The sequence below is a fragment of the Actinoplanes cyaneus genome (assembly GCF_016862095.1).
GTDB lineage: Bacteria > Actinomycetota > Actinomycetes > Mycobacteriales > Micromonosporaceae > Actinoplanes > Actinoplanes cyaneus.
This window is the reverse complement of sequence record NZ_BOMH01000016.1, coordinates 12,151-30,933: the sequence shown is the minus strand read 5'-3', so window position 1 is coordinate 30,933 and position 18,783 is coordinate 12,151. Positions and strand designations below refer to the sequence as shown.

Annotated in this window: 17 protein-coding genes; 12 read left to right on the top strand and 5 right to left on the bottom strand. The window is 71.5% G+C overall.

The features are described from left to right. Positions 1–48 precede the first annotated feature (48 nt). Genes Acy02nite_RS10040 through Acy02nite_RS10010 form a run of 7 tightly spaced genes read left to right on the top strand, consistent with a single transcriptional unit; the run spans position 49 to position 8,498 of the window. Complete coding sequence (locus Acy02nite_RS10040) at positions 49–1,767, top strand: Wzz/FepE/Etk N-terminal domain-containing protein (protein ID WP_239174529.1); 1,719 nt, start codon at positions 49–51, stop codon at positions 1,765–1,767. After that, entirely contained in the window at positions 1,764–3,134 is a 1,371-nt protein-coding gene (locus Acy02nite_RS10035) for an O-antigen ligase family protein (protein ID WP_203739671.1), read from the top strand. The genes Acy02nite_RS10040 and Acy02nite_RS10035 overlap by 4 nt, the downstream gene beginning before the upstream one ends. Next, the gene (locus tag Acy02nite_RS10030) at positions 3,131–4,369 is read left to right on the top strand and encodes a hypothetical protein (RefSeq protein WP_203739670.1); all 1,239 of its coding nucleotides are present in this window, start codon (positions 3,131–3,133) and stop codon (positions 4,367–4,369) included. The genes Acy02nite_RS10035 and Acy02nite_RS10030 overlap by 4 nt, the downstream gene beginning before the upstream one ends. Continuing rightward, positions 4,369–5,247 (top strand): sulfotransferase domain-containing protein, encoded by an 879-nt coding sequence (locus tag Acy02nite_RS10025; RefSeq protein WP_203739669.1) that lies wholly within the window; start codon positions 4,369–4,371, stop codon positions 5,245–5,247. Before Acy02nite_RS10030 ends, Acy02nite_RS10025 begins: the two co-directional genes overlap by 1 nt. Then, a complete protein-coding gene (locus tag Acy02nite_RS10020) occupies positions 5,244–6,773 on the top strand; it encodes a lipopolysaccharide biosynthesis protein (protein ID WP_203739668.1) in 1,530 nt (509 codons plus the stop codon). The genes Acy02nite_RS10025 and Acy02nite_RS10020 overlap by 4 nt, the downstream gene beginning before the upstream one ends. Next, the gene (locus Acy02nite_RS10015) at positions 6,770–7,507 is read left to right on the top strand and encodes a methyltransferase domain-containing protein (RefSeq protein WP_203739667.1); all 738 of its coding nucleotides are present in this window, start codon (positions 6,770–6,772) and stop codon (positions 7,505–7,507) included. The genes Acy02nite_RS10020 and Acy02nite_RS10015 overlap by 4 nt, the downstream gene beginning before the upstream one ends. Further along, on the top strand, positions 7,500–8,498 hold the full coding sequence (locus Acy02nite_RS10010; RefSeq protein ID WP_203739666.1) for a glycosyl hydrolase: 999 nt from the start codon (positions 7,500–7,502) through the stop codon (positions 8,496–8,498). The genes Acy02nite_RS10015 and Acy02nite_RS10010 overlap by 8 nt, the downstream gene beginning before the upstream one ends. A 66-nt stretch (positions 8,499–8,564) precedes the next feature. Here the strand turns inward: Acy02nite_RS10010 and Acy02nite_RS10005 are convergent, their stop codons facing one another. Further along, complete coding sequence (locus Acy02nite_RS10005; RefSeq protein ID WP_203739665.1) at positions 8,565–8,933, bottom strand: VOC family protein; 369 nt, start codon at positions 8,931–8,933, stop codon at positions 8,565–8,567. A gap of 99 nt (positions 8,934–9,032) precedes the next feature. Between Acy02nite_RS10005 and Acy02nite_RS10000 the strand changes: the two genes are divergently transcribed. After that, positions 9,033–9,575, top strand: coding sequence for a DUF4262 domain-containing protein (locus Acy02nite_RS10000; protein ID WP_203739664.1), 543 nt, complete (start codon positions 9,033–9,035; stop codon positions 9,573–9,575). Between the two features lie 69 nt (positions 9,576–9,644). Here the strand turns inward: Acy02nite_RS10000 and Acy02nite_RS46415 are convergent, their stop codons facing one another. Next, entirely contained in the window at positions 9,645–10,640 is a 996-nt protein-coding gene (locus Acy02nite_RS46415) for a WecB/TagA/CpsF family glycosyltransferase (protein ID WP_239174527.1), read from the bottom strand. 62 nt (positions 10,641–10,702) lie between these two features. On the opposite strand from Acy02nite_RS46415, the gene Acy02nite_RS09985 reads away from it, so the two are divergent. The 4 genes from Acy02nite_RS09985 (at position 10,703) to galT (ending at position 14,504) form a co-directional block, all read left to right on the top strand. Then, positions 10,703–11,635, top strand: coding sequence for a sulfotransferase family protein (locus Acy02nite_RS09985; RefSeq protein WP_203739663.1), 933 nt, complete (start codon positions 10,703–10,705; stop codon positions 11,633–11,635). Continuing rightward, on the top strand, positions 11,632–12,546 hold the full coding sequence (locus tag Acy02nite_RS09980; RefSeq protein ID WP_203739662.1) for a glycosyltransferase family 2 protein: 915 nt from the start codon (positions 11,632–11,634) through the stop codon (positions 12,544–12,546). The genes Acy02nite_RS09985 and Acy02nite_RS09980 overlap by 4 nt, the downstream gene beginning before the upstream one ends. A 90-nt stretch (positions 12,547–12,636) precedes the next feature. Next, positions 12,637–13,413, top strand: a complete 777-nt coding sequence (locus tag Acy02nite_RS09975; RefSeq protein WP_203739661.1) for a DeoR/GlpR family DNA-binding transcription regulator — start codon at positions 12,637–12,639, stop codon at positions 13,411–13,413. Further along, positions 13,410–14,504 carry a galactose-1-phosphate uridylyltransferase gene (gene galT, locus Acy02nite_RS09970; protein ID WP_203739660.1) on the top strand — a complete coding sequence of 365 codons (1,095 nt, stop codon included), beginning with the start codon at positions 13,410–13,412 and terminating at the stop codon, positions 14,502–14,504. The genes Acy02nite_RS09975 and galT overlap by 4 nt, the downstream gene beginning before the upstream one ends. A gap of 575 nt (positions 14,505–15,079) precedes the next feature. On the opposite strand, the gene Acy02nite_RS09965 is transcribed toward galT, so the two are convergent. From Acy02nite_RS09965 to purN, 3 genes are all read right to left on the bottom strand, one after another. Continuing rightward, positions 15,080–16,294, bottom strand: a complete 1,215-nt coding sequence (locus Acy02nite_RS09965) for an NADP-dependent isocitrate dehydrogenase (RefSeq protein WP_203739659.1) — start codon at positions 16,292–16,294, stop codon at positions 15,080–15,082. 285 nt (positions 16,295–16,579) lie between these two features. Further along, positions 16,580–18,142: a bifunctional phosphoribosylaminoimidazolecarboxamide formyltransferase/IMP cyclohydrolase gene (purH, locus tag Acy02nite_RS09960; RefSeq protein WP_203739658.1), complete on the bottom strand. Its 1,563-nt coding sequence runs from the start codon at positions 18,140–18,142 to the stop codon at positions 16,580–16,582. Then, on the bottom strand, positions 18,139–18,756 hold the full coding sequence (gene purN / locus Acy02nite_RS09955; protein ID WP_203739657.1) for a phosphoribosylglycinamide formyltransferase: 618 nt from the start codon (positions 18,754–18,756) through the stop codon (positions 18,139–18,141). The genes purH and purN overlap by 4 nt, the downstream gene beginning before the upstream one ends. Positions 18,757–18,783: the final 27 nt, after the last annotated feature.

Here is an 18,783-nt window from a genome sequence, read left to right as displayed (position 1 = left end):
CTTGGGGCGAAACGCCCAAAACTCCTGCTCGAAAGGCCGCGGAAACCGATGGAAGCGTCTCGCCCACCGTCCTCCGATGTCGCGCACTACCTGGGCGCGGTTCGCCGGCACTGGTGGATCGCCCTGGCCGCGACGGCCGCAGGGCTGGGCGTCGGCGCCGCGGTGACCCACTCGCTGCCCCGGGTCTACGAGTCCTCCTCGTCGGTCCTGGTGCAGGCGGTCGACCAGGACGTCAACGCCCAGGGCGGCCGCACCAAGGGCGCGGTCAACCTGGACACCGAGGCCCAGCTGGTCGGCTCCGGCGCGGTCGCCGCGAAGGCCGCCGCGCTCCTGCGCACCGACGTCCCGCCGGTCGAGCTGGCCCACTCGGTGTCGGTGCAGGTCCCGGCGAACACCACGGTCCTGGTGATCACGTTCCAGGCGGACAGCCCGCTGAAGGCGCAGGCCGGCTCGCACGCGTTCGCCGAGGCGTACCTGCGCAACCGCGAGGAGTCCGCCCGCTCGGTGCTGGACAAGCAGATCGCCTCGCTCAATCTGAAGGTCAAGCAGCTCACCACCTCGCTCACCGGGATCAACGCCAAGCTGGCGCAGGCCAAGCGGGGCAGCTCGATCGAGAGCAACCTGCTGAGCCTGCGCAGCAACTCGCAGAACCAGCTGAACAGCCTGACCGGGCGCCTCAACGAGCTGACCACGACCCAGGTCGGCGCCGGCGCGATCATCAGCGACGCCCGCCTGCCGGACGCCCCGTCGAGCCCGAACACGCTGCTGGACATCGCGACCGGTGGCATGATCGGGCTGCTGCTCGGGCTGGCGCTGGCCTACCTGCGGGAGCGTTTCGACAGGCGTCTGGTCACCGCCATGGACGTCCGCGACCGGGGGCGGGTGCCGGTACTGGCCACCCTGGACGAGCGGACCACCCCGCACTTCGACGACGTCCTGCAGCCGTACGGGCCCGGTGGCCGTGTCTTCAACCGGCTGCGCAACGAGGTGCTGGCCAGCCTGGACGCCGGCGATCGCGTGATCGTGGTGACCGGCAGCAGCCGGGGCTCGGCGAGCACGCTGGTCGCGGCGAACCTGGCGGCGGCGCTCGCCCGTACCGGAAGCGACGTGGTCCTGATCGGAGCCCACCTGCCGGACAGCGTCGTGGACGCGGCGCCGCTGGCCCGGATGCTCGGCGTGGCCGCCGTGCCGGGCCTGTCCGAGCTGCTCGGCGGCCGGGTCGGGCTCAGCCGGGTGCTGCAGCGCGCCCCGCGCATCCCGTCGCTGCGGGTGATCACCACCGGCGGCTCGGCGACCGCGGCCGGCCTGATGCAGTCGCAGCGGTTGCGCGACACCCTGGACGCGCTGCGCAGGCAGGGCGGGTACGTCGTGATCGAGGCCCCGTCCACGAGCAGCAGCGCCGACGCGCAGAGCCTGGCGAGCTTCGCCGACGCCGCGATCCTGGCGGTCGAGCTGCGCCGCACCAACCGCCCGGCCCTGGTGGACGCCACCGAGCAGCTGCAGCGGGTCGGCACCCGGCTGCTCGGCGCGGTGGTGCTGCCCCGGCTCGCCGCCCGGCGTGCCGGAACCGTCGCCGAGCCGGCCGTGGCCCTGCCGCCACCCGGGCAGGAGCCGGTGATCGACGAGGCCACCCAGCAGTTCACCCCGCTGCCCGATCGTGGTGAGCCGGTCCCGGCGGCGGCCCGGCGGCGACCGGCCGACGGCGGCGCCGCGCCGGCCTCGCGCGAGACGTCCGGCCCTGCCACCACGGACGGCGACGAGAAGTGACCACGGTCGTCCCGGCGGAGTTGTCCGCCGGCCCGGCGCGTGGTTCTGCCGTCAAGGACCTGACGCTGCCGGCTTGGCCGGTCTCCGGGATCCTGCTGCTCTATCCGCTCTGGTGGGCGCTCGGCCTGGGCGTGCTGATCTTCCCGCTGATGGCCGCGCCGATGCTGTTCCTGCTGGTCCGGCGACGGGCCGCGGGACGGCCGCTGCGCCTGCCGCCGGGTTTCGCCTGGTGGCTGATCTTCCTGGTCGCGGCGGTGGTGAGCATCGCCGCGCTGGGCGCGGACCCGGCCGGGACGGTGGTCGAGCGGGCTGCCGGGCGACTGCCCGCCGTCGCTTACAAACTGGCGATGTACGTCTCGATCACCGTGCTCCTGCTCTACGCCGGGAACCTGACCGAGCGTGAGCTGTCCCGGCGCCGGTTGGTCCGGCTGCTGGCCGGCATGTTCGTGCTGACCGTGCTGGGTGGGCTGCTCGGCATGGTCGCCGGGAACTTCGAGTTCACCTCGCCGGTGGAGTGGCTGCTGCCGCAGGGGATCCGGTCCAAGGGGTTCGTGCGGTCGCTGGTGCATCCGTACGCCGCGCAGATCATGGACCTCGTCGGCGGCGAGGCCCCCCGGCCGGCAGCGCCGTGGGGTTACACCAACACCTGGGGCAACAACTTCTGCCTGCTGGTCAGCTGGCTGCTGGTGGCCGCGGCGGCGACCACGAGCGGGCGCAAGAGGGCACTGGCCTGGCTCTGCCTGCTGGTCTCGATCGCCCCGGCCGTGGTCTCGCTCAACCGGGGCCTGTGGATCGGGCTGGGGGTCGTCCTGCTGTACGTCGCGGCCCGTTACGTCCTGGCCGGCAAGGTCTGGGTTCTCGGCGCCGTGGCGCTGACCGCCGCGGCGATCGCGCTCGCGCTGACCGCCACCCCGCTCGGCTCGACGGTGCAGGCGCGACTGGACAACGGCAAGTCGAACGGCGTACGCGCGTTCCTGACCGAGAAGGCGCTGGACGGTTTCGCCGAGTCACCGGTGATCGGTTACGGCGGCACCCGCAACACGCTCGGCGGGCGCAACTCGATCACGGTCGGCGAGAGCTCGGAGTGCGAGCGCTGCGGCAACTTCACGATCGGCGGGAACGGGCAGCTGTGGCAGTTGCTCTACTCGCACGGCGCGGTGGGCACCGTGGGGTATCTGGGCTTCTTCGCGTACGGCCTGTGGCGTTTCCGCTCCGACCGCAGCGCGATCGGGGTGGCCGGCAGCGCCGCGCTGGTCAGCTCGTTCTCCGCGATGCTCTGGTACAACTCCCTGGTCACCCCTCTGGCCTTCATGGTTCTGGCGTACGCGCTCCTGTGGCGCAACTGGATCGAGGGGAAACAGATGTGAGTCCGGTCAAGACCGCGCCCGCCGAGTTGACCGCGGGCGACGCCGCGCTACGTACCCAGTATCTGACCGAGGTCCTGGCGCTGCTCTATCCGCCGCCGTGCCGGACCGCCCGCGAGGACGACGGCGAGCACAACCGCATCGCCGAGTACCTCGTGGTGCCGAACGCGCACCGTCCCCGCCTGCTGGTTCCGAACGCCTCGCCGGCGGTCGCCGCGGCGGCCGTCCGACGGTACGCCGAGCCGCAGTCCCGGATGGCCAGGCTCAAGCGCAACGCGGTGGTCGCCGCCGTGCACGCCCGCGCGGAACGCCTGGTGTTCCGGGACCGGATCGTGGTCACCGGCCCGGTCTCGGCCAGCATCGACGGGTATCTGAGCGACGCACTCCGGCGCGATTTGTCCGTAAGTGTCCATATCGGTCCGGCCCGCGCCAACCGCAAGCCGGTCCTCCAGCTGCTCACCCCCGAGGGCGACACGTTCGCGTTCGGCAAGATCGGCACCGGGCCGCTCACCCAGCGCCTGGTCCGCGCCGAGACCGCCGCGCTGAACGCGCTCGGCACGAGCGGGCTGACCAAGCTGACAGTGCCGCGGGTCCTGCACGCCGGTCAGTGGCGCGGCATGCAGGTGCTGGTCCAGTCGGCGCTGCCGGTCTGGCTGCCCCGGGCGCCGCTGACCCCGCGCCGGCTCACCGCCGCCATGCTCGACATCGCCGGCTGCTGCGGCTACACGACCGGGCCACTGAACCAGAGCGCGTACTGGCACGAGCTGCGCGCCCGGCTGGCCGCGGTCGGCGAACGCCCGGAAGGGGCCGCGCTGCTCGCCGCCGTGGACGTGCTCGCCGTGCACGCCGGGGAGACCACGCTGCGGTACGGCGCGTGGCACGGCGACTGGGCGCCCTGGAACATGGCGAACCTCGCCGACGCGCTGCTCGTCTGGGACTGGGAGCGGTTCGCCACCGGGGTGCCCCTCGGCTTCGACGCGGTCCACCACGAGCTGCAGCGACGCATCCAGTCCAGCGGCGACGCCCGGGGCGCCGTGGAGGCGACGGTGCGCCGGGCCGACGAGTTGCTCGCCCCGTTCGGGGTGGCGCCGGTGGCCCGCGAGACGACCGCCCTGCTCTACCTGGTCGACCTGGCCGTGCGCTATCTGACCGACCGGCAGGCCGAGGCCGGCGCCCGGCTCGGTGTGCTCGGCACCTGGCTGCTGCCGGTGCTCATCCGGCGTGTTGAGGAGCTTTGATGAACGTCCGCAAACTGCCCGCCCCGATGAAGCGGGTGGTGCACCTGGGCTCACGCTCCTACGGCCGGCTCACCTCCGAGCACCGGATGCTCCCGTCGTTCCTGATCTGCGGCGGCCAGCGGTGCGGCACGACGTCGCTCTACCGGGCGCTCGCGGCGCATCCGGTGGTGCTCAAGGCCGTCCTGCACAAGGGCGTGCACTACTTCGACACGTCGTATCACCGCGGCATCGACTGGTACCGGGCGCACTTCCCGGGCCGGCGCACGGGCGAGAGGATCGCCGGGAAGTACGGCGTGCCGGCCCAGACGTTCGAGTCCAGCCCGTACTACATGTACCACCCGCAGGCCGTCGCCCGGATCGCGCGCGACCTGCCGTACGCCAAGATCGTGGTTCTCGTCCGGGACCCGGTGGAACGCGCCTACTCCCAGCATCACCACGAGGTGGCCAGGGGTTTCGAGACCGAGCGCGACTTCGGCGCGGCGGTCGCGCTGGAGCCGGCCCGGCTGCACCGGCAGGAGGAGCGACTCGCCGCCGACCCGGAGTACTACAGCTTCGCCCACCAGCACCACGCCTACCGCGCCCGCGGCGAGTACGCCCGCTACCTCAGCGTGATGGCTCAGCACGTCGGCCGCGAACGCATCCACGTGGTGGAGAGCGAGCGTTTCTTCAGCGACCCGGAGCCGGTCTACGACGAGGTCTGCGCGTTCCTCGGGCTGCCGCCGAACCTGGAACGCCCCGTCTTCGAGCAGCACAACGCCCGCCCGCGGCAGGCCGACATGGATCCGCTGCTGCGGCGCGACCTGCACGCCTACTACCAGTCGCACGACGAGGCGCTGGCCGGATGGCTGGGGCACACGCCGATCTGGCGCCGCCGATGACTCTGGGAGGGACGCTCGCCACGGGTTCCGGCGCCAGGGAAACTCGCGGCGTGGCCCGCGGCGGGCTGGCCAACGTGGCCGGTTCGGCCCTGGCCGGCGGCACCGGCGTCGTGGTGACCTGGATCGTCGCGCGCAGCCTGGGCCAGGCCGAGGCCGGCGCGTTCTTCTCCGCCACCGCCGCGTTCGTGCTGGCCGGCGGTCTGGCCAAGCTAGGCACCGGCACCGGCCTGGTCTACTGGCCGGCCCGGCTGCGCGCCACCGGCCGCAGTCACCTGCTCGGCGCGTGCCTGCGCACCGGGCTCACCCCGGTCGTCGTGTTCTCCCTGGCCCTGGCCGTGGCGATGTGGATCGCGGCGCCGGAGATCGCCCACGGTGTGCGGGGCGTAGCCGACGCCCTGCGTGTGCTGGCCCTGTTCATCCCGTTGCAGGCGCTCACCGACGTGCTGCTCACGGTGACCCGCGGGTACCGCTCGATGCGCCCGACGGTGCTGATCGATCGGGTCCTGCGCAGCTGCCTGCAGATCCTCGCGGTCGGCGCCATCGGCCTCTTCGCCGCCTCTTCGCTGCCCGCCTTCGCGATGGCCTGGGCGGTTCCCTACCTTCCGGTCACGATCCTTTCCGCGTACGCGGCCCGCAGCGCCTACCTCGCCGGCCGCCCCGCCGACGCGACCAGCCCGCGGGCCGAACGACGTCAGCTGCGCCGCGAGTTCTGGCTGTTCACCGGCCCGCGCGCGCTCGCCGCCGTGGCACAGCTCGCGCTGCAGCGGGTGGACGTGCTGCTCGTCGCGGCGCTCAGCGGGCTCGGCGCGGCCGCCGTCTACGCGGTCGCCGGCCGGTTCGTGATCCTCATCCAGTTCGCCAACCAGGGCATCTCCCAGTCCGTGCAACCCCGGCTGGCCGAGGCGCTGAGCACCGGCGACCGGGACGCCGCGAACCGGCTCTACCAGGTCGCGACCGGCTGGCTCGTGCTGATCACCTGGCCGGTGAACCTGCTGGTGATCCTGTTCGCGCCGCACTACCTGCGGTTCTTCGGCGACGAGTACACCAGCGGCACGCCCGTGGTCCGCCTGCTCGCCGCGGCCATGCTCGTCGCGACCGGCTGCGGCATGGTGGACATGGTCCTGTCGATGGCCGGGCGCACCTCGCTCAACCTCGGCAACGTCCTCGTCGCCCTGGCCGTCACGATCGGCCTGGACGTGCTGTTGATCCCCCGGTGGGGCGCGATCGGCGCGGCCGCGGGACTGGCCGGCGCGATGCTCGCCAACAACCTGCTGCCGCTGATCCAGGTGTTCCGCGGCGCCCGGCTGCACCCGTTCGGCCCGGGCACCCGGGCCGCCGCGCTGCTCTCGGCCGGCTGCTTCGGCGTGCTGCCCCGGGCCGTGACCGCCCTCACCGGCGACGGCCCGGCCGGCCTGGCGCTGGCCGCCACCGCCGCGATCGCGACCTTCGGCGCCGGCGCGTGGCTGCTGCGCGAGCGGCTCGAACTCGGCGCGTTCACCCGACGAAACCCCCAGGAGGCGAGTTGACCAGCGACTACACCGAGGTGTTCCAGGACGCCGAGGCGGTCGAGAAGTACGAGTCGGTGACGTACGCGCCGGACAGCTACGCGACCAGGATCAACGAACGGCAGCGTGACTACCTGCGCGCGCTGGTCCGCCGCGAGTTCGAGGGCCAGCATCCTCCGGTGCAGCACGACTTCGCGTGTGGCACCGGGCGGGCCATCCGCACCCTGCACGGCCTGGTCCGGGAGGCGCACGGCTACGACACGTCGGCCGAGATGATGGCGAAAGCGGCCGAGGTCGGGTCGCGCGCCTACTGGCACCAGGTCCCGTTGGACGGGCCCGTGCCGGCGCCCGTCGCGGCCGGCTTCCCGGCCATCGTGACGATCTTCCGGCTGCTGCTCAACGTGCACGACACGATCCGCGACCGGGCGCTCGCCTTCGCCGCGAAAGCGCTGCCGCACCGCGGCTCGGGAGTGCTCGTCGTCGAGAACCACGGCAACGCCGGCTCGCTGCGGCACCTGCGGGCACGACGGCACCGGGGCGAGCGCTGGTTCGCCGAGCTGTCCCACGAGGAGGTGGCGGCGCTGCTCGACCGGCACGGCTTCGAGATCGTCGAGCGCCGCGGGTTCTCCATGCTCACCCCGTCCCTGCACGACAATCGGCTGGCCCGGGTCGCGGACGCCGCCGCGCGGCGCATCCCCGGAGTCGACGGGTACGCGGTGAACGTGCTCTACACGGCTCGGCGCGTCCATGCGTAGGGCGGCGGCGGGCGTGCTCATCGCCGTACTGGCAATCCTGTCGGCCTGTGGCCATGACAAGCGCGAGAATCCGAGCCCACCGCCCGCACCGGATCTGTCCGGCCGGCCGCCGGCCGTCGCCGTGCGGGGCGGCCCGTTCGCCGCCGGGCCGTTCACGCCCCCGGAGAAGGGCGCGTACGTCGGAGCGTGGATCAAGCCCGACGAACTGACCCACATCGGCCGGCTCGAAGCGGTCGGCTCGCTGGAGACCTCCCTGGGCCGGCGGCTGGACATCCTGAACACGTACCGCCGATTCGAGCAGCTCGTCGGGACCGAATCCGACAAGGAGTTCCTGGCCCAGGGGCAGTCCCTGATGGTCAGCTGGGCCACCGGCGACAACCGCTCCATCCTCGACGGCGAGCACGACCGGCTGATCCGGCAACAGGCCCGCGCGATCCGCCAGGTGAAGCGGCCGGTGCTGCTGCGGATGCGCTGGGAGATGGACCGGCCCAACCTCCGCGCGACCATGTGGTCCGGAGCCGACTACATCGCGGCCTGGAAGTATGTGCGGGCGATCTTCAAGAAGGAGCACGCCGACAACGTGTCCTGGGTGTGGTGCCCGACCGCCGAGGGCTTCCAGCGCGGCGAGGCCGCCGACTTCTACCCCGGCGACGATCAGGTCGACTGGACGTGCGTGGACGTCTACGCCGGAGCCACCTTCCAGCCGATCGGCGAGCTGATGGGGCCGTTCCTGCAGTGGGCGGCGCAACGACCGAAACCGATCATCATCGGCGAGTTCGGCGTGGCGAAGGCGTGGGGCTCGGCGAACCGGGCCGCGTGGCTGAAGGACGCGGAACGCACGTTCAAGGCGAACAAGCAGATCAAGGCCATCGCCTACTTCGAGTCCGACCCGGAGGGCAACGGGCCCAACCAGCAGTTCCAGCTCAGCGGGGACCGGCAGGCGTTCGGCGCCTTCCACTCGCTGGCCAGGGACCCCTACTTCAACCCGTGAGAGCTCGGGTGAACGGTGCGCCGGAGGGCCGGTGGACGCCGCCCTCCGGCCGTTCCCGGGCACGCCTCAGGCTCTGACCGGCTCGAGGAACTCCAGGCGGTTGCCGTGGGGGTCGGCCGAGTAGAGGCGGCGATGACCCGGGAAGTGCGGGTCCCACTCGACCGGCCGGCCGGCCGCCTCCAGGATCGCGGCCAGCCCGTCCAGGTCCTCGACCAGGACGCCGGGGTGGGCCTTCGCCGCGGGGGTGAAGCCGGGCGCCGGCGCGAGGTGGATCTCCCAGCCGCCGGCGCGGAACCAGCAGCCGCCGCGCGCGGCCAGGGCCGGGGGTTTGACGATCTCGGCCATCCCGAGGACGCCGCTGTAGAAGGCGCGCGACGCGGCCTCCCCGCCGGGTGGGATCAGCAGTTGGACATGGTGCAGATCGACGATGCGCATGACAGAACTCTAACAGTACGTACGTACGGTTTGGTAAGACGGAAAAGTGTCGTACACGTGTTCCATAGTGGGGCTCAGTCCGTCTTCCCAGGGGGTTCCATGTCTGACTTCTTCGCCGAGCAGACCGAGATCATCCAGCAGTTCGGCTGGGCGGTGGTGCACGTGCTGCCCTCCGACGAGGATCCGGCCGACACGGTCCCGTTCGCCTACACCGTCGGCCTGACCGCCGCCGCCCGGCCCGAGCTGATCATCGCCGGCCTGCCGCCGGATCTTGCCCACCAGCTGCTCAACGAGGTGGCCGGGCGGGTCCACGACGAGGGCGCCCACTTCCATCACGGCCGCCACGTCACCGACCTGATCGTCGACCAGGACGTCGTGATCCTCACCGGCGCTCCGACGCCCGACCTGTGGCCGGGCGCCGCGCTCGCTCGGTACGGCAGGGGCAGCCTCCGCCTGCAGCAGCTGGTCTGGCCCGATCCGGAGAATCGGTTCCCCTGGCAGGCCGGCTATCCGTCGGAGGAGTTCCACCAGCCGCTGATCGACGCGCCGTCGGTGGCGCTGGCCCGCTGCCGGGCGCCACGCAGCCTGGCCGGGCCGCGGATCCGCCGGATGGGCACGCGCCGCGGCCACGAGACCTCCTGAGCCCGCCGCGTCGCGCCCGCGCGACCTGCCTGAACCGCCCGCGAGACCTGCCTGAGTTCGCCGCGCCCGTCAGCCGGCGGTGATCCCGGCCGGCTGGGCGGGGCGCGAGCGAGCGCGCGGGGCCCAGGCGAGCAGGCGCAGGGCGTAAGGCGCGTCGTGGCGCAGGTAACGGCCGGCCAGCCTGCGGGGTTCGGTGCCCAGTCGGTGGGCCCATTCCAGGCCGGTGCGCTGCATCCAGCGCGGGGCACGGTGGACGTCACCGGCGACGAAGTTGACCGCCGCCCCGCAGCCGACGAACCAGGTGGACGGCAGGTCCCGGCGGAGACGTTCGATCACCGACTCCTGCTTGGGGAAGCCGAGCCCGACGAAGACGAGGCCGGGCTCCGCGTCGATGACGCGTGCGCAGACGTCGGCGTACATCCGCTCGTCCTCCTCGAAGCCGAACGGGGGACTGATCGCGCCGGCGATGCGCAGTCCCGGGCTGGCGGCGGCGAGCCGGGCCGCGGCGCGGACGGCGCCGCACGGGCGTGCCGCGATGGCCGCGGGCGGCCGGTGACGCGCAAGCCCGCGCCCGCCGGCCGGGCTCGCCCTGATGGACGCCGGCTGCTCTGCCGACGGCGACTCCGACAACGACCCCGACGACGACCCCGACAGCGACAGCGACTCCAACGGCGCCTCCAGGAGATCGCGCAGGCCGGGGCCGAGGATGCGCGGCGCGGGAGTCCCGCCGACGATGAAGATCGAGCGTCCGTCGCGGCCCAGCCCTTCGGACAGCGACCAGATCAAACTGCTGCCGGCGACGCGTTCCGGCAGGGGTGCCCCGCGCAGGCGGCTGGCCCAGATCAACGGCATGCCGTCGGCGACGATCAGGTCGGCGTCGTCGAGGTGGCGGCGGGCCGCCGGGTCGGCCGACGCGCGGCGCAGGATGTCGACGTTCGGGGTGATGATGCGGCCGCCCCGCCCCCAGGAGAGGGCGTCGCGGACCACGGCGACGACCTCGTCCTCGGTGATCCGGTCGATGCCGGTCCCGTCCAGGTGCACGCGGTCGAAAGCCTCGATAACCACCTGACGCCTCCTTCTGCCTGCTTCACTCGTTACCAGAGCGAAACGAGTGAAGGCGGGCCAAAGTGGCACAAGTGCTATTTCTGGGCGGATTAGGGCGAAGCGGCACGACGCTCGTCGAACGACTGCTCGGCGAGCTGCCCGGGGTCTGCGCGCTCGGCGAGGTCGTCCATCTCTGGCAGCGCGATCTGCGCGACGACGAGCGCTGCGGCTGCGGGGAGCGGTTCTCCGCGTGCGAGTTCTGGCAGCGCGTCGGCAAGAGCGCCTTCGACGGCTGGGAGAACGTCGACGTCGACCGGGTGCACGCCCTGCGTGACGCGGTCGAGCGGACCCGCCACATCCCCCGGCTCGCGTCGGCCGTCAAACCCGCCGCGGACGTCCGCGAGTATGCGTCTTTCTACGCGCGGGTCTATGCCGCGGCGGCCGAGGTGTCCGGCGCGAAGCTGGTCGTCGACTCCTCGAAGCATTCCGCGCTGGCCCACGTGCTGCGCGCGGCCGGCGACCTCGACCTGCGGGTGGTGCACGTGGTGCGGGACGCGCGCGGCGTGGCCTACTCGTGGACCAAGCGGGTGGCCCGCCCGGAGACCGACGGCGCCGACGAGATGACCCGTTACTCCCCCGGCCGCTCGGCGCTGCTGTGGAACGCGCACAATGCCGCGTTCGGCCTGCTCGCCCGCCGGGGCGTGCCGGTCCGCCGGATCCGCTACGAGGAGTTCCTGGCCGATCCGAGGGCCGGGCTGAGGCGGCTCGCCGACTTCGCCGGTCTCCCGTTGCAGCCGGCCGACCTGGACTTCCTCCAGCCCGGTTCGGCCGAGCTGCGGGCCGGGCACAGCGCGGCCGGCAATCCGATGCGCTTCACCGTGGGCCGCCTGCCGTTGCGGCACGACGACGACTGGACGCGCGCGCTGCCGGCGGCCCAGCGCAGGCTGGTCGGCGCGGTGTGCGGGCCGATGCTGCGTGCCTACGGCTACCCGCTGAACCCTGAGGAGACCCGATGAACTGGCCGTCGGTCGGGGTCGTCATCCCCACCCGGAACCGCCCCGAGCTGGTCCGCCACTCGATCGCCGCGGTCCGCGAGCAGCGCTACCCGGGTGAGCTGCGGATCGTCGTGGTCTACGACCAGACCGAGCCGGATTTCTCGCTGGCCCGCACCGAGGACGTGCCGGTGCTGGTGCTGACGAACTGGCGCGCGACCGGGCTGGCCGGCGCCCGCAACACCGGCGTGCTGGCGCTGGACACCGAGCTGGTGGCGTTCTGCGACGACGACGACCGCTGGCTGCCGGACAAGCTGCGCCGCCAGGTGGCCGCGCTGCTGGCCGAGCCGGACGCGGAGTTCGCCACGTGCGCGATCGAGGTGGAGTTCGAGGGGCACACCACGCCGCGGCTGGCCGGGCAGAGCCGGGTCACGGTCGCCGACCTGGCCCGGTCGCGGATGTCGATGCTGCACTCGTCGTCGTTCCTGATCCGGCGTGAGGCGCTGGCCCCCGACGCCATGGGGCTGGTCGCCGAGGACGCCCCGGGCAGCCAGAACGAGGATTGGGACCTTCTGCTCAGGGCGGCCCGCCGCGCGCCGATCGTGCACTTGGACGAGCCGCTGGTGCAGGTGCTCTGGGGCCGCAGTTCGCACTACGCCTACGAGTACGCCACCAAGATCTCCTCCCTGCGCTGGATGATGCAGCGGCACCCGGAGATCAGTGGCTGCCGCCCCGGCGCCGCCCGGGTGTACGGGCAGCTCGCCTGCTGGTCGGCCGCGACCGGGAACCGCAGCCAGGCGTGGCAGTTCAGCAAGCAGGCGGTCCGGGCAAACTGGAAGGAGCCGCGTACCGCGATCGCGCTCGCCGCGATGACCGGCGCGGTGAAGGTGGAGAATGTGCTTTCAGCGCTGCACAAACGGGGGCGCGGTATCTGAAGTCACTCTTTCGCGCACACCCGATCAGCGGTACTGTTCAAGTGTGTTCGAAATAGTGCGGAAAGTCTGGCCGAAGTTGGTGGATTCCTGATGCTCGCCCAGCAGCGACAGGCAGCGATCCTCGACCGGGTCCGCGCCACCGGAGGCGTCCGGGTCAGCGAGCTCGCCGCGGAATACAGCGTCTCGGACATGACGATCCGGCGTGACCTCGAGTCGCTGGCCGACCGTGGGCTGCTCGCGAAGGTACACGGTGGCGCCACCACGGTCAGCCCCGGTTCCGCACACGAGCCCGGCTTCGCCGCCAAGTCCGTGCGCCAGCGCGACGAGAAGACCGCGATCGCGGCCCGCGCGGCCGCCCTCGTCTCGCCCGGCGACGCCATCGCGCTGTCGGCCGGCACCACGACCGCCGAGCTGGCCCAGCGGCTGGTCGACGTTCCCTCGCTGACCGTGGTGACCAACTCGATCCCGGTCGCCGACGTCTTCTACCGCGCCGGCCGGCCCGATCAGACGGTCGTGCTCACCGGCGGCACGCGTACCCCTTCCGATGCCCTGGTCGGCCCGGTGGCAGTGGCCGCGATCGGCACCCTGCACCTGGACATGCTGTTCCTCGGCGTGCACGGGATGAGCGAGCGCGCCGGCTACACCACGCCCAACCTGATGGAGGCGGATGTCAACCGTGCCCTGGTCGAGGCCGCGGAACGCCTGGTCGTGCTCGCCGACAGCACCAAGTGGGGCACTGTCGGCATCTCCTCGATCGTGCCGTTGGAGCGGGCCGACGTGCTGATCACCGATGACGGCCTGGACGCCACCGCGCGCTCCCTGCTCACCGAAACCGTCCCTGAACTCGTGGTGGTGAACCCCCAGTGACACCCATCCGCTCGACCGTCAAGCTCTCCGACGGGCGCGAGCTCATCTACTTCGACGAGGAGCCGGACTCCGGCCGATCGGCGTTCGCGGACAAGCGCGAGCTGCCCCCGCCGCCACCGGCGTCGCAGCTGCGTTACGACCCGCTGGTCGACGAGTGGATCGCGGTCGCCGCGCACCGTCAGACCCGGACGTTCCTGCCGCCGTCCGACGCGTGCCCGCTCTGCCCGACCAACTCGCACTTCGCGAGCGAGATCCCGGCGCCGAGTTACGACGTGGTGGTCTTCGAGAACCAGTTCCCGTCCTTCAGCTACCGCGAGGTGCCGGGCGGCGACATCACCGAGCTGACCGACATGGTGCCGGTCAAGCCGGGCCTCGGCCGCTGCGAGGTGGTCTGCTTCACCAGCGATCACAACAGCTCGTTCGGCGCGCTGACGCCGTCGCGGGTGCGCACCGTCATCGACGCGCTGGCCGACCGGACCGCGGAGATGTCGCAGCTCCCGGGCGTGGCGCAGGTCTTCCCGTTCGAGAACCGGGGCGTCGAGATCGGCGTGACGCTGCACCACCCGCACGGGCAGATCTACGCCTACCCGATGGTGCCGCCGCGCACCGCCGCGATGCTGCGGGCGTCTCGTCAGCACGCCGGGAGGACCGGCGGGCGCAACCTGTACGCGGACGTGCTCGCCGCGGAGCAGGAGGCGAAGGTGCGCATCATCGGCGCCAACGAGCACTGGACGGCCTATGTGCCGGCCGCCGCCCGCTGGCCGTTCGAGGTGCAGATCGCGCCGCACCGTCAGGTGCTCGACCTGCCCGGACTCACCGACGACGAGCGGGACGCGTTCGGCCCGCTCTACCTCGACGTGCTGCACCGGTTCGACGGGCTGTTCGGCAAGCCGATGCCGTACATCTCGGCGTGGCACCAGGCGGTCGTCGGCGAGGGCCGTGACCTGGGCTATCTGCACCTGCAGGTGTTCAGCATCCGGCGCGCCGCCGACAAGCTGAAGTACCTGGCGGGCTCCGAGTCCGCGATGGGCGCCTTCGTCAGCGACGTCGTCCCGGAGAAGGCCGCCCAGCTGCTGCGCGACGCCATCTGACCATTCCGTCATACCGAACGGCCTCGCCCCCTGCGGCGGGGCCGTTTCACATGGTGCGTGAAGTGGCGCAGCCGATCGATCCCGGGAGAGCCGGGCCGGGGCGCGGGCGGCGGAAAGGGACCAGCGGGGGCCCGGGACAAGGCCCCCGCTGAAGGGGACGGCGAGCGGCGTACCCGAGCCCGCCACCCGCACCACTCGGACAAACGAGTCCCTGTACCCGCCGGTTACGACCCAAAAAATCCCCTTTGAGACGATCGGCCGTCACTCGCGGCAGCCGCAGATCAACCCCTTCTTGCGCGTACGCCGTGAGCCCGCGCCCGTCGTCGAGCCTCCGCCAGGCCGCCCCGCCACGGCCCCGGCCGCGCCTCCCGCTCCGGGCTGGTTCTCACGGTGGTTGGCGGGGCCCGGCAACCACCGTGAGAACCAGCCGGGAACCGGTGGCGCGCCGCGGCCGGGACCGGCGGCGAGGTCGCGTGGCGGCGGTGAACGGGCGTGAACTCACGACGTACGCGCAAAGGGCTTTGAACAGCGAGAAGCCCGCCGGCCTGGACCGACGGGCTTCTCCTTTCGAGGTGTCAGGCGAGCTTGCGCGCCAGGTTCTCGTCGAGCGCGTTCATGAACTCGTCAGTGGTCAGCCACGGCGCGTCCTTGCTGATCAGCAGCGCCAGGTCCTTCGTCATCTGACCGCCCTCGACGGTCTCGATGCAGACCCGCTCCAGCGTCTCGGCGAACTGGGTGACCTCCGGCGTCCCATCCAGCTTGCCGCGGTGCTTGAGCCCGCCCGTCCACGCGAAGATCGACGCGATCGGGTTGGTCGAGGTCTTCTCGCCCTTCTGCCACTGCCGGTAGTGCCGGGTGACAGTGCCGTGCGCGGCCTCGGCCTCGACGGTCTGCCCGTCCGGCGTCATCAGGACCGAGGTCATCAGGCCGAGCGAGCCGAAGCCCTGCGCGACGGTGTCGGACTGCACGTCACCATCGTAGTTCTTGCAGGCCCAGACGTAGCCGCCCTCCCACTTGAGCGCGGCGGCGACCATGTCGTCGATCAGCCGGTGCTCGTAGGTGATGCCGGCGGCCTTGAACTGGTCCGCGAACTCGGTCTCGAAGATCTCCGCGAACAGGTCCTTGAAACGGCCGTCGTAGGCCTTCAGGATCGTGTTCTTGGTCGACAGGTAGACCGGGTAGTTGCGGGCCAGACCGTACCGGAACGAGGCGCGCGCGAAGTCACGGATCGACTCGTCGAAGTTGTACATCGCCATGCCGACGCCACCGGCCGGGAAGTCGGCCACGTGCATCTCGATCGGCGCGGAACCGTCCTCCGGGGTGAAGGTGACGGTCATCTTGCCCTTGCCCGGCGCGACGAAGTCGGACGCCTTGTACTGGTCACCGTGGGCGTGACGGCCGATGATGATCGGCTTCGTCCAGCTCGGCACCAGGCGCGGGACGTTGCTCAGGATGATCGGCTCGCGGAAGACGACGCCGCCGAGGATGTTGCGGATCGTGCCGTTCGGCGACCGCCACATCTTCTTCAGGCCGAACTCCTGCACCCGCGCCTCGTCCGGCGTGATGGTCGCGCACTTGACGCCCACACCGTGCCGCTTGATGGCGTTGGCGGAGTCGATCGTCACCTGGTCGTCGGTCTCGTCCCGGTGCTGAATGCCCAGGTCGTAGTACTCGAGGTTGACGTCGAGGTAGGGCAGGATCAGCTGCTCACGGATCTGCTTCCAGATGATCCGGGTCATCTCGTCGCCGTCGATCTCCACGACCGGGTTCTTGACCTTGATTTTCGCCATCGGCCGGCGCTCCTCTCCCGAAACACACGCTTAGCAGTACGAGCGTACTGCCCGCCCGCTGAAGATCGCCGGGCGGCCCCGAACTGGTGATCCCCTCTACCTTCCCAGTGATGAGGACCGGGCGTGCCGATAAGCGCCACGAGGCCCCGCACCTCACAAAACGCCGCCGCTGAGGAGGCAGGTGATTCTTCGACGCCCGCGGGGTGTGCGGGTGGCGGAGAATCAGCTGCCTCCTCAGCGGTTACAAGGCGTTTTGTGCGCGGAGCGAAGCGGAGCCAAGCCAGCTCAGTGGTAGAAGTGGCGGGTTCCGGTGAAGTAGACCGTGAGGCCGGCCTTCTCCGCGGCCTCGATCACCAGGTTGTCGCGGATCGAGCCGCCCGGCTGCACGACGGCCTTGACGCCGGCCTCGATCAGCACCTCCAGCCCGTCCGGGAACGGGAAGAACGCGTCCGAGGCGGCCACGCTGCCGGCGGCCCGGTCGGCACCGGCCCGGGAGACCGCCAGTTTCGCCGAGTCGACCCGGTTGACCTGGCCCATTCCGACGCCGACCGTGGCGCCGTCGCTGGCCAGCAGGATCGCGTTGCTCTTGACGCTGCGGATGGCCCGCCAGGCGAAGGCGAGGTCACGCAGGACGTCCTCGGAGGCCGGGGCGCCGGTGGCGAGCGTCCAGTTCGCCGGGTCGTCGCCGTCGGCGTCGATCCGGTCGGAGAGCTGCACGAGCACGCCGCCGCCGACCTGCCGGATCTCCGCGGGCGGCGGGTTCCACGCCGGGGCCACGAGCACGCGCAGGTTCTTCTTCTCGCGCAGCACTTCCAGGGCCTCGGGCGCGAAGGACGGCGCCACGATCACCTCGGTGAAGATCTCCGCGACCTGCTTCGCGAGCTCGAGCGTGACCTCCTGGTTGACGGCGATCACGCCGCCGAACGCGGAGACCGAGTCACACTCGTGCGCCTTGCGGTGCGCCTCGGCGACGTCAGCGCCGATCGCCACCCCGCACGGGTTGGCGTGCTTGATGATCGCCACGGCCGGGTCGGTGAAGTCGTTCGCGGTGCGCCAGGCGGCGTCAGCGTCGACGTAGTTGTTGTACGACATCTCCTTGCCGTTGAGCTGCTCGGCCTGCGCGAGCCCGGCGGGAGCGTTCGGGTCCAGGTACAGAGCGGCCCGCTGGTGCGGGTTCTCGCCGTACCGCAGGGTGTTCTGCTTTTGCAGGGCGAGGCCGGCGAAGTCGGGCCACTCGACGTCGCCGACGAGGGCCGAGGCGGTCCAGTTGGCGACCGCGACGTCATACTCCGCGATGTTGATGAAGGCCCGGGAGGCGAGCACCTTGCGCTGGGCGAGCGTGAAGCCGCCGTTCTTCAGCGCGTCGAGGATCAGCGGGTAACCCTGCGTCGACACGACCACCGCGACCGAGGCGTGGTTCTTCGCCGCCGCGCGCACCATCGCCGGCCCGCCGATGTCGATCTTGGCGATGCACTCCTCCTCGCTCGCCCCGGAGGCGACCGTCTCGGAGAACGGGTAGAGGCTGCTGACGAGCAGGTCGAACGGCTCGATGCCGTGCTCGGCGAGCTCCCGCACGTGGCTGTCGAGCCGCAGGTCGGCGAGCAGACCGGCGTGCACCTTCGGGTGCAGGGTCTTCACCCGGTCGCTGAGGATCTCCGGGAAGCCGGTCAGCTCCTCCACCCGGGTCACCGGCACACCGGATTTCTCCACGGTGCTCGCGGTGGAGCCGGTCGAGACGATCTCCACCCCGGCGGCGTGCAGGGCCTGGGCGAGCTCGACGATGCCCGCCTTGTCCCACACGCTCAGCAGCGCCCGCTTGATCGGACGCAGACCCTCATCGGTGCTCACGGAATGCGTACCTTCCTGTTCTCGATGGTCCAGCCGTCACGGACCAGGCGGCCGACGAACTCGACCAGCTGGGCCCGCTCGGCCACCTTGATCCGCTCGGTCAGCGTCTCCTCCGTGTCGTCGTCGAGCACGGGAACGCTGACCTGGGCGATGATCGGGCCGGTGTCGACGCCCGCGTCGACGAAGAAGAGCGTCGCGCCGGCGAGCTTCACGCCGTAGGCGAGCGCGTCGCGCGGCCCGTGGATGCCGGGGAACGACGGCAGCAGCGCGTTGTGCGTGTTGATGTAGCGGTCGCCGAACGCATCCAGGAACTGCTTGCCGGCCAGCTTCAGGAAGCCGGCCGAGATGACCAGGTCAGGCCGGTGGGCGGCGACGTGCGCGGTGAGCGCGGCATCCCAGTCGTCACGGGTCTCGTAGGCCTTCACCGAGTCCACGAAGGTGGGGACGCCGGCCGCGGCGGCGATCTCGAGACCGGCGATGCCGTCCCGGTCCGCCCCGACGGCGACGACCTCGGCGCCATACGCCGGATCCTTCGCCGCTTCGAGAAGAGCTTGCAGGTTGCTGCCCGATCCGGAGATCAGGACGACCAGGCGGGCGGGCGCGGGGTCAGTCACCTCAGCACCCTATCCGGGCCGCCCAGG